At 40.0% G+C, this 12,908-nt stretch carries 13 protein-coding genes; all 13 read left to right on the top strand.

What is annotated here, in order from left to right:
• Positions 1-642 precede the first annotated feature (642 nt).
• The 13 genes from N3A72_09020 (at position 643) to N3A72_09080 (ending at position 12,762) form a co-directional block, all read left to right on the top strand.
• Positions 643-1,179, top strand: coding sequence for a polymer-forming cytoskeletal protein (locus N3A72_09020; protein ID MCX7919725.1), 537 nt, complete (start codon positions 643-645; stop codon positions 1,177-1,179).
• A gap of 440 nt (positions 1,180-1,619) precedes the next feature.
• Positions 1,620-2,999, top strand: coding sequence for an FAD-binding protein (locus N3A72_09025; protein MCX7919726.1), 1,380 nt, complete (start codon positions 1,620-1,622; stop codon positions 2,997-2,999).
• 14 nt (positions 3,000-3,013) lie between these two features.
• A complete protein-coding gene (locus tag N3A72_09030) occupies positions 3,014-4,135 on the top strand; it encodes a (Fe-S)-binding protein (GenBank protein MCX7919727.1) in 1,122 nt (373 codons plus the stop codon).
• A 321-nt stretch (positions 4,136-4,456) separates the two neighbouring features.
• On the top strand, positions 4,457-5,206 hold the full coding sequence (locus tag N3A72_09035) for a YebC/PmpR family DNA-binding transcriptional regulator (GenBank protein MCX7919728.1): 750 nt from the start codon (positions 4,457-4,459) through the stop codon (positions 5,204-5,206).
• A gap of 53 nt (positions 5,207-5,259) precedes the next feature.
• Positions 5,260-5,760: a crossover junction endodeoxyribonuclease RuvC gene (ruvC, locus tag N3A72_09040; protein MCX7919729.1), complete on the top strand. Its 501-nt coding sequence runs from the start codon at positions 5,260-5,262 to the stop codon at positions 5,758-5,760.
• Between the two features lie 20 nt (positions 5,761-5,780).
• The gene (gene ruvA, locus N3A72_09045; GenBank protein ID MCX7919730.1) at positions 5,781-6,386 is read left to right on the top strand and encodes a Holliday junction branch migration protein RuvA; all 606 of its coding nucleotides are present in this window, start codon (positions 5,781-5,783) and stop codon (positions 6,384-6,386) included.
• A gap of 44 nt (positions 6,387-6,430) precedes the next feature.
• Complete coding sequence (gene ruvB, locus N3A72_09050) at positions 6,431-7,453, top strand: Holliday junction branch migration DNA helicase RuvB (GenBank protein MCX7919731.1); 1,023 nt, start codon at positions 6,431-6,433, stop codon at positions 7,451-7,453.
• Positions 7,454-7,460: 7 nt separating this feature from the next.
• On the top strand, positions 7,461-7,697 hold the full coding sequence (locus tag N3A72_09055) for a DUF2905 domain-containing protein (GenBank protein MCX7919732.1): 237 nt from the start codon (positions 7,461-7,463) through the stop codon (positions 7,695-7,697).
• Positions 7,698-7,818: 121 nt separating this feature from the next.
• Entirely contained in the window at positions 7,819-8,268 is a 450-nt protein-coding gene (locus N3A72_09060) for a hypothetical protein (protein MCX7919733.1), read from the top strand.
• A gap of 57 nt (positions 8,269-8,325) precedes the next feature.
• A complete protein-coding gene (uvrB, locus tag N3A72_09065; protein ID MCX7919734.1) occupies positions 8,326-10,311 on the top strand; it encodes an excinuclease ABC subunit UvrB in 1,986 nt (661 codons plus the stop codon).
• Between the two features lie 118 nt (positions 10,312-10,429).
• Entirely contained in the window at positions 10,430-12,031 is a 1,602-nt protein-coding gene (locus N3A72_09070) for a glycosyltransferase family 39 protein (GenBank protein ID MCX7919735.1), read from the top strand.
• A gap of 225 nt (positions 12,032-12,256) precedes the next feature.
• Positions 12,257-12,619: a hypothetical protein gene (locus tag N3A72_09075; GenBank protein ID MCX7919736.1), complete on the top strand. Its 363-nt coding sequence runs from the start codon at positions 12,257-12,259 to the stop codon at positions 12,617-12,619.
• On the top strand, positions 12,616-12,762 hold the full coding sequence (locus tag N3A72_09080) for a hypothetical protein (protein ID MCX7919737.1): 147 nt from the start codon (positions 12,616-12,618) through the stop codon (positions 12,760-12,762). Before N3A72_09075 ends, N3A72_09080 begins: the two co-directional genes overlap by 4 nt.
• Positions 12,763-12,908 lie beyond the last annotated feature (146 nt).

Here is a 12,908-nt window from a genome sequence, read left to right on the forward strand (position 1 = left end):
TTATTTAACCAATCCGGAGAAAAACAAGCCAAAGTACACGAGCTGGAACGGCAGATAGATAAAGTGGTATATCAACTCTACGAGTTAACCCCGGAAGAAATCGCTATCATCGAAGGAAATGTATAATCGCCGGATAAGCAGTGAAGTACCTCAGGCTGGTAGCCTGTAAAAAAACTGCGCTCCTTGATACCGATTGATAACCAACAGTACTTCTCCAAAAGTCGCTTCCTGTGAGGCGCTAGGAGAAGAATACCGGCTGGGTTACCAGCCGGTGATACTTTTTATGTTTATTTGCGAATAATCAAACTGAACAATGGTAAGTTTGTTTTATGAATCGGTTTTCGTTCGCTGAACCTGTTCCTGAAATGATATAGCATCTTGGCTTTAGTTAAGTGAAATGGCTTATGCATACATCTTTGATGGTTTCTTTAACTTCCAAATCCTAAAATTGCGTAAAAGCTGGTTATTAGAAAAGAAAACTCTATCTCTACAAAATTTTTTATTGTATTGATTTGACAAAAGATAGCGTCAGGTAGTATCATAAACAGTAATTTCGTATATCGAGACATTTAAATAAAATGAGTTATTTGAACATTGAACATTGCTAAGTGAATATGTAAAATTATTACAGAGGAGGTTCTAATGTTTCTGGGTCGAGATAAACCAGCAGCATCTTCACCAGCACAACAACCTACATCAACAAGTTCTATTCCAAAATCTAATTCAGCAGGAGTAACAACTTCATCAATGCAAAAGGAGTATAGTCCTATGGCAGAAAAAAATATAACGATTATTGCGCAGGGATCGAGTTTTAAAGGAACACTTAAATCGGAATCATCGGTTCAAATCGATGGCGATTTTGAAGGCGATATCGTAGTTAAAGATACGGTTACCATAGGTGCACAAGCTGCAATTAAAGCGAATATTACCGCTGGTGAAGTTAAAATTAGCGGGAAAGTTGTCGGGAACGTTATCGCTAAAGACCGGCTTGAAATCCAGTCGCAAGGGAAAATGTTCGGTGATATTAAAACGCCACGATTGATTATCGCTGAAGGTGTCGTTTTTGAAGGGCATTGTTCGATGGGCAAGTCAGAAGAACCAGCGGCTGAACCGCAGAAAAAACCTGCGGAATCCGCTGGCGGTGGTTCTCTATTATCTAGCGGGAGTAAACCTGCATAAGAGAAACTAAAGCTAGAAACGAGAAGCAAAAAACTAAAAGCAAGGAACCTTGCAGGAAACAATAATTTATCTCTTCCAGTTAAACTTCCTGAGTTGAAACTCGGGACATTCAATGTATTATGGTTAATTAACCTCTATCTTTAAGATAGGGAGTTCATAACTCAAAACTTATATCGGGCATTAGCCCAGAATAACTATCTCTGGTATTTAGTGAAGTTTCATAGAATACAAGCAAAAATAGTAGGCAGAATATAGAATTTAGCGGTACAATATCTATGCGACTCGAGATAATTTCGTTGAGTCGCATAGATTTTTTTATCTCTATTTTCGTCAAAGAACAGCATTTTTCGGTATATAACTAGGGAGTATAGTGAGAATTGAACCGTTCAATTCTCACTATACTCCACTATTGCTACCAATTAATCCATTATAAAGTCAAAATGTATAAGCAGGATATACTATATAAATTACAAGGTATTGTTGGGGAAAAATATGCAACTGCGGATTTAGAAGACCGAATCTGCTATGCGTATGACGCTACTGGCCAACGAGTTCAACCAGATTATGTGGTTAAACCAGCTAACCCTAATGAAATCAGTCGAATAATGAAATTAGCTACCCGATTTCGGATTCCGGTATATCCCCGTGGGGCTGGTAGCGGGTTAACCGGCGGTTCGGTTCCAATTAAAAAGGGTATAGCGCTTGTTTTAACGCGGTTAAATCGCATTTTAGAACTCGATAAAGCTAATCATACGGTAACAGTCGAATCAGGCGTTTTCGTAGCGGAATTACAAAAATTCGTTGAATCTCAAGGGTTATTTTATCCACCTGACCCTGCTAGTGCTGATTTCTCGACTATCGGCGGGAATATCGCTGAAAATGCTGGCGGGTTACGTGCGTGCCGATATGGAGTAACCCGAGATTATGTTCTCCAGCTTGAAGCGGTTCTGCCGACTGGTGAAATCATCCATACCGGCGCAAAAACGGTTAAAAGTGTTAGCGGCTACGATGTAACTCGATTGCTGGTCGGTTCGGAAGGGACACTAGCGATTATTACCAAAGCGGTTTTGCGGTTGATTGCGAAAGTGCCTGCACGTAAAACAATGTATGCGGTTTTCCCGCAGATAACTAACGCTGCGGAAACGGTTTCTGATATTGTAGCGCAATCGGTTATCCCATCAACGTTAGAGTTGATGGATCAGAGAACCATCGAATGTATTGAAGCATATAAACCTACCGGACTGCCGAAACAAGCTGGTGCGATTCTGTTCATTGAAGAAGACGGGCTCCCAGAACAGATTGAGCAAGTTATCCGTCAGATAGTATGTATTTGTAAAAAGCATAATGCGCTTACGATTCGCGTCGCTAAAAATGCTGAAGAACGCGAACGGTTATGGGAGCTACGTCGGGCAGTTTCGCCAGCGATAACCCGAATTGCAGGTAAGAAAATTAATGAAGATATTTGCGTGCCACGAAGTGAATTAGCGCGGTTATTTATCGCTATTCAACAAATCGAGAAGAAATATCGGGTTCCGATTGTTAACTATGGTCATGCTGGCGATGGGAATATCCATGTCAATGTTATGGTTAATCCCGATGATACACAAGAAATTGCGCGTGGGCATAAAGCGGTAGAAGAGATTTTTAAAGTTGTACTCAAACTCGGGGGAACCTTATCCGGTGAACATGGTATCGGGAATACTAAATCCGCTTATCTCAGTTGGGAAATACCGCCAGCGGAATTGCGTTTGATGAAAGAAATCAAGAAGTTATTCGACCCAAATAATATTTTGAATCCAGGGAAGATATTCTATAAATAAGCAAGTAAAAGTCTATGAACTTGAAAGTTTTCGGGAAAATACTAGCTGAAATCAATAAGTGTAACCAATGCGGGAAATGTTTAGCGGTATGTCCGACATATTGGATAACCGCAAATGAATGTGATACTGCCCGCGGGTTACTTGAACTCATCAAAACGGTACATACTGGGAACCTCGCAATAACCGATAAATACGTTACGCATGTATATCGCTGTTTATCCTGTCGAGCGTGTGAAGAAGTTTGTCCGAGTAATATTGCGCTTAATGAAGTGTTTACTTGGGCGAGAGAGCAAATTCCAGTGACCAGAGGTAAGAAATTCGAAATGAGAGAAATCCCGTATTCGTCGACATCAGAAGTTTGGAAAGAATATCTTGCGAATCAGTTTGGTCGAATACAACAAAGAACAGCATTTTTAACTTCTATTCCTGAACGAGTAGGGAAGAAAAATGCGAAAGAACGGGTCGGGTATTTCGTAGGCTGTCTAATGGATATAGGATATCCGGAGACCGCAGAAAAAAATGTTGCCTGGTTAGTAGCGAATCGGTATGAAGTTATTATTCCGAAAGAGCAAGAATGTTGCGGGATGCCAGCGATATCATTCGGTGCGATTCGTTCTGCGAAAGATAAAATTGAAAAGAATATTGCGATATTTAAATCGTATAGCGTTCGAACGATTATCACCGGTTGTCCGCATTGCGTGGTAATGATTCGGAATCAATGGAGTAGAATAGCGAGACGGATTCCGTTTAATATTTGCCATATCGCAGAAGTGGTCGCAATATCTGGTGGTAATTTAAATTCGAACATAACTAAAAAGAATCGGGTAGGATATCAACCGGCGTGTTATTTACATCGTGGGGTAGCATTTGTTCCGAATATCAATACTTTGTTTACTGAATCAGTAAAGAATTATGTTGAACTGAACCATGCGATAACCTGTTGCGGGCAGGCGGGTATTAATGGATTCTTGTTTCCTGCGGTAGCAAAAGAAATCGCATCCCGACAAATAGAAAGATATGTTTGCGCTAATGTTGATTGTATAATTACCGTTTGTCCTTGGTGTCATCTGATGTATGATAAGATTAAAAGGAAGAATGTTGACATACATTCATTAGGGGATATTTTAAAAGTATAACACTAACTCCGTCGGCGTGCGCTAGCTTGTTGTTCCCGCTATGATTTAATGCAATTTGCCTTGCATAATATTAATAGTATTGAATATGATTGCGAATATGATTGCGAAACTAGCTTCGGAACCACAAAGCGAAAACAAACTTTCGCAGTCCAAAAGATTGAAAAACTATAGAAAAAGGAAAACGATTTATACCGAATCTAAGGTTCAACCATACTAGAATAAGCTGCACCTACCCGAATCCACTTGTTTTAATTTATAATATATTGCTTTAAAAAGTAACTTTTTTATCCGATAGCACCTTATTAAGAAGGAGGGTCGATTATGTCAGGCCATTCGAAGTGGGCAACGATTCGCCATAAAAAAAGTCTGTTAGATGCACGCCGTGGTCGGATATTTACGAAGCTAATTCGCGAAATTACTATAGCGGCGCGAATGGGTGGCGGTGACCCGAACGCGAATCCGCGATTACGAACCGCAATAGAATCAGCCCGCGCCGCAAATATGCCGCAAGATAATATCATTCGTGCAATTAAAAAAGGGACTGGTGAACTTGAAGGCGTAAATTATGAAGAAGTAACTTATGAAGGATATGGACCTGGTGGCGTAGCAGTGTTAGTGGAATGTCAGACTGATAATAAGAATCGGACTGCGTCAGAAATTCGTAGTATATTCACGCGACATAACTCAAGTTTAGGAGCAGTCGGTTGTGTAAGCTGGCTATTCCATAAAAAAGGATTGATTGTTATTGAAGCTCCGGGCGTAACTGAAGATGATATTTTAGCGGCAACGCTTGATGCCGGCGTTGAAGATGTAAAATCTGAGAATAATGTTTTTGAAGTGATTACTTCACTACAGGATTTTGAAAAGGTTAAAGCTGCTTTGCAAAAAGCGAATATTCCATTTACGTCAGCGAAATTAACGATGATCCCGCAAAGTACTGTTCGGTTAGAAGATAAAGAAGCGGAACAGATGCTGAAATTAATGGAAGCATTAGAAGACCACGATGATGTCCAGAATGTGTATGCGAATTTCGATATTTCTGAAGAAGTAATGCAGCGAATCGCAGCGTAAAAATACTATTAGTCACTGTATCACCTTGTAGAGAGGAATATGCATAATACCCCATGCGTATTTTAGGGATAGACCCGGGTTTAGCTACGTTAGGGTTTGGTGTTATTGACCTGCAAAAGAATAATCAACTCCAGTTGGTTGAGTTCGGCTGTATCCGAACCACGACGCAACTTTCATTACCACAACGGATTGAACAGATATATCGAGAGCTGACGGATATATTAGGTAAATATAGCCCTGAAGTTGTAGTGGTAGAAGAATTATTTTTTAGTAAAAATGTTAAAACTGCAGTTCAAATTGGAGAAGTGCGCGGAGTGGTTCTTTTGACTGCGGTGCAACATAATTTGGAAGTGCGAGAATACACTCCGCTCCAGGTCAAACTTGCGGTGGTTGGCTATGGCCGAGCAAGTAAAGACCAGATTCAAAAGATGGTTAAAGTCCTGCTTCGCTTACCCCAGATTCCGAAACCAGACGATGCCGCAGATGCGTTAGCGGTAGCTATTTGTCATGCGCATGCATATACATTTGACCGATTAATTCGAAACATACAATAGTTCGTATTTATTCTAAACCAATGATTGGTTCATTAACCGGAAAAATTAGCGCAAAATCACCGACGCAAGTTATCATCGAAGTTAACGGAATCGGATACCTAGTTCATATCCCGTTGTTTACTTACGACGCACTCCCAGCAATAGGCGAAACGGTTAAACTCTATACCGTAATGACCGTTCGGGAAGATGCGATTACATTATATGGATTCGCTACCGAACCGGAAAAACAGTTATTCGAAGTATTAATCGGAATCAATAATATCGGTCCAAAATCAGCGTTAGGGATACTATCCAGTTTACCGGTGTATGATTTTTGCTATGCAATAGTTCATGAGGATTTGGCTACCTTAACTGATATTCAGGGAGTAGGACCTAAAACTGCACAACGGTTGATTCTTGAGTTGAAAGAGAAAATCGGAACCGTATTAAACAAACTACAACCGCCAGCGGAAACGCAAAAAGCGGGATTATCTGCGATTATCGAAGATGCAATTGAAGCGCTAATCGCGCTTGGGTGCAAACCTGCGGTAGCGAAAAATGCTATTGAAAAAGCATATAAAATCATCGGGACTACGGCTACGGTCGAGGCGTTGATTAAAGAAGGGCTAAAACATCGAAATGGATAGAAATAGCGGTTAACCGCTATCTGTAATCTACCATTTGAAATATTATGACCGTTAATCCATTAATCAATTCGAGAATACTTGATGAGGAAGAGCGGAAACTTGACCAGACGTTACGTCCGCAGCGGTTGTCGGAATTTATCGGACAACAGAAGATAAAAGATAATCTTGAGGTGTTCATTTCTGCTGCTAAAGGAAGAAGAGAAGCGTTAGACCACGTTTTACTGCATGGTCCGCCCGGATTAGGAAAAACTACATTAGCGCATATTATTGCGCATGAGTTAGGGGTCAATATTCGAGCAACGTCCGGACCGATTATCGAACGGAAAGATGATTTAGCGGCGATTTTAACTGATTTACAGGAAGGAGATGTGCTGTTTATTGACGAAATCCATCGGTTGAATCGAACGATTGAAGAATGTCTCTATCCCGCATTAGAAGAATATAAAATTGATATTGTTATCGGAGAAGGGCCGCATGCGAAAGCAATTAAACTTGATATCCCGCGGTTTACATTGGTTGGCGCAACGACTCGAGCTGGGATGTTAACTGCGCCATTACGTGGTCGGTTCGGCATAATCAGCCGACTTGATTTTTATACCGTGGCTGATATGTTTCAGATAGTCCAGCGGTCAGCGCGAATCCTGAATATTCCAATTGATACCGCTGGAGCAGAAGAAATCGCTAAACGTTCACGCAATACACCACGGATAGCGAATCGGTTACTACGTCGGGTTCGGGATTATGCCGAAGTCAAAGCAGATGGAAAAATAACCAAAGAAACCGCTAGTCAAGCATTGCACTTTTTTGATATCGACGAGCTCGGTCTTGATGTTATGGATCGGCAATTTCTCATGACGATAATCGAGAAATTTAACGGAGGACCGGTTGGGATAAATACGTTGGGTGTAGCCCTAGGTGAAGACACTGAAACGATTGAAGATATCTATGAACCTTTTTTAATCCAAATTGGATTTTTGAATCGGACACCAAAAGGAAGAGTTGTTACCCAGTTAGCAAAACAGCATCTGAAAGTTAAACCCAACCAACCGTTAGAATTATTTTCGTAAGGGAATTATGTCAGCGCATCTTGTAGCAAAACTGCTGATTCTGACCGGTATTGGTTTAGTCATTATTGGGATTCTAGTATATTTTTCAGAGAAAATTCCGATTGGAAAATGGTTCCATATCGGCAAACTTCCCGGTGATATTTATATCCAGAAAAAGAATTTTACTTTCTACTTTCCGATAACTAGTTGTATTGTAATCAGTGTTATTTTAACTTTCCTCATGTGGATATTGTTTCGAAAATAGCGTTTATGGTATGATAATTTTCCATTTTTGATTAGGTAATATTACTTTTTTGTAGACAGTATTTGCATATCGTGATAACCTATATATAAGAGTAAGGTTGGTTTTAGGTTAGGAGGAGATAATGAAAGTCTGTAAGAAATGTAAAGCGACCTTAATCAATAATAAATGGATTCCGACAAAGAATTTACGGAAACGGGTTACTTATACCCTCTGTCCGACCTGCGCTAAGGAAACGAAAGAAGTCGGAAACAGTGTCGTTTTATTAGATGCGAAATTTTTCAAACAGAACGAAAAAGCTTCTATGCAATTACTGCACGAAGTTGAAAAACGGATTCGGTCTACAAATTTTTATTCGCGAATATTATTGGTTAATCCGAAACAAAATCCGATTCTGATTAAAACCAGCCATCCTAGTCTAGCTATCCAAATCGGAAAACAATTCCATAAAACGTTTCATGGGAAGTTAATCATTTCTCAAAACGGACAGAAAGGTGTTCTTGTTCGATGGATTAATTCGTTTGTTCCGCAAACCCAAGAAATGAAACCGTCGCATCAACCAACACCAGCATAAAATTATCAATTGGAAACCCTACGTCAGCTTAATCAGAAATTTTGGTATAATAATACTATGTCTTTGTTTAAGCTGAAGACTGATTTCCAACCGACTGGTGACCAACCTCGTGCCATTGAACAACTAACCCGATGGATTAACCAAAATAACCGATACCAGACCTTACTGGGCGTAACCGGTTCTGGAAAGACTTTTACGATTGCTAATGTTATTGCTCAGGTAAATAAGCCTACCTTGGTTATTGCTCACAATAAGACGCTTGCCGCTCAACTATATGCCGAGTTTAAAGAATTCTTTCCCGAGAACGCCGTAGAATATTTCGTCAGCTATTATGATTATTATCAGCCGGAAGCATATCTTCCGCATACGGATACCTATATTGAAAAAGACGCTTCAATTAACGATGAAATAGATAAACTACGACATCGAGCGACCGTTTCGCTATTGACCCGGCGCGATTGTATTATTGTTGCTAGCGTCTCTTGTATCTATGGATTAGGTTCACCAGAGGTATATCAAGGAATGGTAGTATATCTGAAACGAGGAATGCGCATTGACCGTGATGCTGTGCTTAAAAAGTTGGTAGATATACTCTATGAGCGAAATGAAACCGAGTTAACGCGCGGGAAGTTTCGAGTTCGGGGAGATATCATCGAAATCTTTCCTGCAGATATGGATACTGCATTTCGGATAGAATTTTTCGGTGATGAAATAGATAGGATTGTAGAAATCGACCCATTACGGGGAATTATGCTTAATGAATTAACGCAAGTAGCCGTTTTCCCCGCGAAACATTGGGTAACTCCATATACCCAACTGCAACGTGCAATTAAAGATATTCAAGCAGAATTAAAGGAACGCATAGCCTATTTTCAACGTCTAAATAAATTAGTTGAAGCGCAACGCTTAGAACAGCGAACTAACTATGATATTGAGTTAATACTCGAATTAGGATATTGTAACGGTATCGAGAATTATTCCCGGCATTTGTCAGGTCGACCAGCAGGGTCACCGCCAGAAACGTTAGTTGATTATTTACCGGAAGATGGTTTGGTGGTTATCGATGAATCGCATGTTACGATACCGCAAATTCATGGGATGTATGCGGGTGACCGGTCGCGCAAAACTAATTTAGTTGAATATGGGTTCCGATTGCCATCGGCGTATGATAACCGGCCGTTAACTTTTGATGAGTTCCACGCGCGGGTAAACCAGTTTATTTTTGTTTCCGCGACGCCGGGCGATTGGGAATTGAAGGTTTCGGAAGGACACATTGCAGAACAAATCGTTCGCCCGACGGGGTTGCTTGATCCGGAAGTAAAATTGAAACCTGTGCAGGGACAAATAGACGATTTGCTGGAAGAAATCCGACTCCGCATTGAACGGAAAGAACGGGTTTTAGTGACTACATTAACCAAACGGATGGCAGAAGATTTAACCGAATACTTAGCGGAACTTGGAATTCGGGTACGATACTTACATTCGGTCATCGAAACATTAGAACGAGTTGAAATTCTACGCGGGCTTCGATTAGGTGAATTTGATGTTCTGGTAGGAGTGAATCTATTAAGGGAAGGACTTGATTTACCGGAAGTATCGTTAGTAGCGATACTTGATGCGGATAAAGAAGGTTATCTTCGTTCGCACCGATCGCTAATTCAAACCATAGGTCGTGCAGCGCGAAATGAACGAGCGCAAGCGATATTTTATGCAGATCGATTAACCGAATCAATGCGAAAAGCGATAGAAGAAACTAACCGGCGTCGGCAGATTCAGCTGGCATATAATCAAAAACATAATATTGTACCCAAGACGATACTGCGGCGAGTCCAGGATTCGCTCGTTGAAAAATCAATTGAAAAAACGCAACGATTGAAAGAGACCGTTCTACCGAGCGAATTTAAGTCTGACCAAGAGATATTTCGGTTTATCTCGGAATTAGAACGAAAAATGAAACAAGCAGCGAAAGAGCTTGATTTCGAAAAAGCAGCGCAACTTCGCGACCAGATAATAGACCTAAAAAATTGGATGCTTGGTCTATAATTTATCTGACTTTAGGCAGAGGTTAACCAGCTAGATTTAGCTAGATATCCGCAAGGGCAATAAACCGTAGTAGGTTCTAGCCCGTAGAAAATTAAATGTTTACAGTAAGCGAACGCAAATGATACATATTAAATTTGAAATAAAGAAGTTTTTATTCGAACATTGGCTCATTTGTTTGATAACGGTTATTGCTGCGGGTATGCGATTTTATGCGTTATCCGAGAAAAGTTTTTGGGTAGATGAAATTATCGCTACGTTGGTATCAAGCCGACCGATTGACCGCATATTTGCAATTCGGGTAGATGATGTTACGCCACCGTTACGCGATTATTTAGCTCATTTTTTATTTCTTGTTTTCGGACGCGGTGAATTTGCGTTACGGTTACCATCCGCGGTTTTCGGTACCGCTAGTATTCCGTTACTTTATTTCATCGGGTACAAATGGTTCAATAAGTCAACCGGAATAATCGCAGCAATACTATTAACCATTTCTCCGTTTTTCTTACATCATTCACAGGATGGCAGAATGTATCCGATGTTCATCTTCTTTTCGATCAGCAGTTTATTTCTACTATTACTTGCAATAGAAAAAGAAAAGAAAACGTGGCTATATTGGCTGGGGTTTATTGTAGTTACAGCGCTCAATATTTATACTACATATTTTGCATTCTGGGCATTAATCGCCGAACTTGTTATTGCGGTAATATTTATTATCGTACAAAAAATAAGTAACAAACAACAGAAACCGTTTTTGTGGAAAAAAATAGGGGCGCTAATGTTTTGTTTAATTGTCATTATGGTATTGTATCTCCCTTGGTTACCGGTTCTCATCGATTTTATCGCTAAAAATATCCATGCCCCGTTACCGTATAAATATACTTTTAAAGTATCACCGACGGAAAAGGAAATCGCCAACACCTTATATCCATTTCGGGTTTGGTTTGGCCAGAGCTTTTTTGAAGATTTGCTAGAAAAATATGGGGTGGTCTCCTATGGAGCGTATCTCTATCTCCTTTTTTATCTCATCGGAATATTTGCAGCATTTGACCGGAATCCGAAATATGCAATGGTACTAATATTATGGTTTATCATTCCACTCATTATCCTTTTTTCTCCGCCAGCAAAAGTATTATTTTTTCCTCGGTATATCAGTTTTATTATGCCATTATATCTTCTGGGAATTGCTTATGGAATTGGTATAACAAGTGAGAGAATTACCAGAAAGTTGTTTCGTGGAAAATCAAAGAGTTACCTTCCCGTAACCGGGTTCATCATGTTATTGTTTGCACTAGTGGTTGTAAAACCAATTGCAGATTATTATCGAACCGAGAAACAGAACTGGCGTGGCGCAGTTGAATATCTAGCTTCACACGCAGAAAATAACGATATTATTGTGGTCGGACCGTATAATGCGAAATGGTGTGTGTTGTATTATGTTCCACCGGAAGCAGAATCAAAACAAATCCAGTTAGTTGAAAAATGTAATACGGTTAAAGAACTGCAACGGCTCTGTGCCAAACATTCTCGAGTCTGGTTTATCACCGCATATTATCGCTATTATGAATATCGGACACCGCAATATTTCGATTGGATTGAACAACATTTTGGTCCGCCGGTAATCTTCACGGGGAAAACCGATAGCGATAATATTTATGTTTTCCTATACCAACATGAAGAACCAACTCAATCATTGTTAACCCCACGATTAGCTAAGAAATAGGAACTCGATTTATCGACCCTCTATCTAACGAAGCAGTTGCTTCGAATCCAGATGCGACGTTGGTAATTGCTTTTACAAGGTCAAACTCCAAACAATATTTCGTTGCTATCCGCTGATAAGTTTATCATACTCCGAATCGATACGATTTTTCAGGTATTCGTGGTGTATAGTATTATATATACAAATTACCAAATGAAAATCTAAAAAAAGAGGTGATGACTCCGAATGCAAAAGAAAACCATTATTATCATCGTTGTTGCCGTAGTGGCGGCATTCTTTTTTATCGCAGTAGCGATTTTTGGTATAAGATTCTTTCTAGCGTATAAAGTTAACAAAGAAGCTGGAATAACTGATATGCATACACTAGTTGATAAACAAGGTAGCGGCGGAAAAATCGAATTGAAAGACGGTCAAATTGAAGTCGGAAAAGCCGCACAATGGCCTGCGGATATCCCGTCTGATGTGCCGGAATTCACTTACGGGAAAGTGAAAGTTGTTACTAAAAGCGAAATGAAAAATAAAAAAGGTTGGAATGTCCTTCTCGAGAATGTCTCCGCAGACGCTTTGGAAAATACAAACAGGATTTGACTGATAAAGGATGGGATGTACAACAAACGATAAATTCCGGTCAAAGTGGGTCAATTATGGCAGAAACGGATACCCATACTTTGTTCATTATTTTCGATATGCAGGATAATACCGCCAGTCTAGGCGTTAACGAAAAAGAGTAATTAATTTTGTAGGTCAAATTGTGAACGAGGTAACCTTACCTGATAGATAAAATGAGAATCGGGGTTTGATAAAATCAAACCCCGACTTATTTTACTCAAGTAGGTTAGGTCTAGAAATTTAATCGTTTCACTGGTTTTGCTCACGT

Source organism: bacterium (assembly GCA_026416715.1).
In the GTDB taxonomy this organism is placed as follows: Bacteria; UBP4; UBA4092; order JAOAEQ01; family JAOAEQ01; genus JAOAEQ01.

Bases quoted from the DNA above. Each gene is read 5' to 3' on its own strand.
- N3A72_09020 (MCX7919725.1), top strand. From the start codon at position 643: ATGTTTCTGGGTCGAGATAAACCAGCAGCATCTTCACCAGCACAACAA.
- N3A72_09025 (MCX7919726.1), top strand. From the start codon at position 1,620: ATGTATAAGCAGGATATACTATATAAATTACAAGGTATTGTTGGGGAA.
- N3A72_09030 (MCX7919727.1), top strand. From the start codon at position 3,014: ATGAACTTGAAAGTTTTCGGGAAAATACTAGCTGAAATCAATAAGTGT.
- N3A72_09035 (MCX7919728.1), top strand. From the start codon at position 4,457: ATGTCAGGCCATTCGAAGTGGGCAACGATTCGCCATAAAAAAAGTCTG.
- ruvC (MCX7919729.1), top strand. From the start codon at position 5,260: ATGCGTATTTTAGGGATAGACCCGGGTTTAGCTACGTTAGGGTTTGGT.
- ruvA (MCX7919730.1), top strand. From the start codon at position 5,781: ATGATTGGTTCATTAACCGGAAAAATTAGCGCAAAATCACCGACGCAA.
- ruvB (MCX7919731.1), top strand. From the start codon at position 6,431: ATGACCGTTAATCCATTAATCAATTCGAGAATACTTGATGAGGAAGAG.
- N3A72_09055 (MCX7919732.1), top strand. From the start codon at position 7,461: ATGTCAGCGCATCTTGTAGCAAAACTGCTGATTCTGACCGGTATTGGT.
- N3A72_09060 (MCX7919733.1), top strand. From the start codon at position 7,819: ATGAAAGTCTGTAAGAAATGTAAAGCGACCTTAATCAATAATAAATGG.
- uvrB (MCX7919734.1), top strand. From the start codon at position 8,326: ATGTCTTTGTTTAAGCTGAAGACTGATTTCCAACCGACTGGTGACCAA.
- N3A72_09070 (MCX7919735.1), top strand. From the start codon at position 10,430: ATGATACATATTAAATTTGAAATAAAGAAGTTTTTATTCGAACATTGG.
- N3A72_09075 (MCX7919736.1), top strand. From the start codon at position 12,257: ATGCAAAAGAAAACCATTATTATCATCGTTGTTGCCGTAGTGGCGGCA.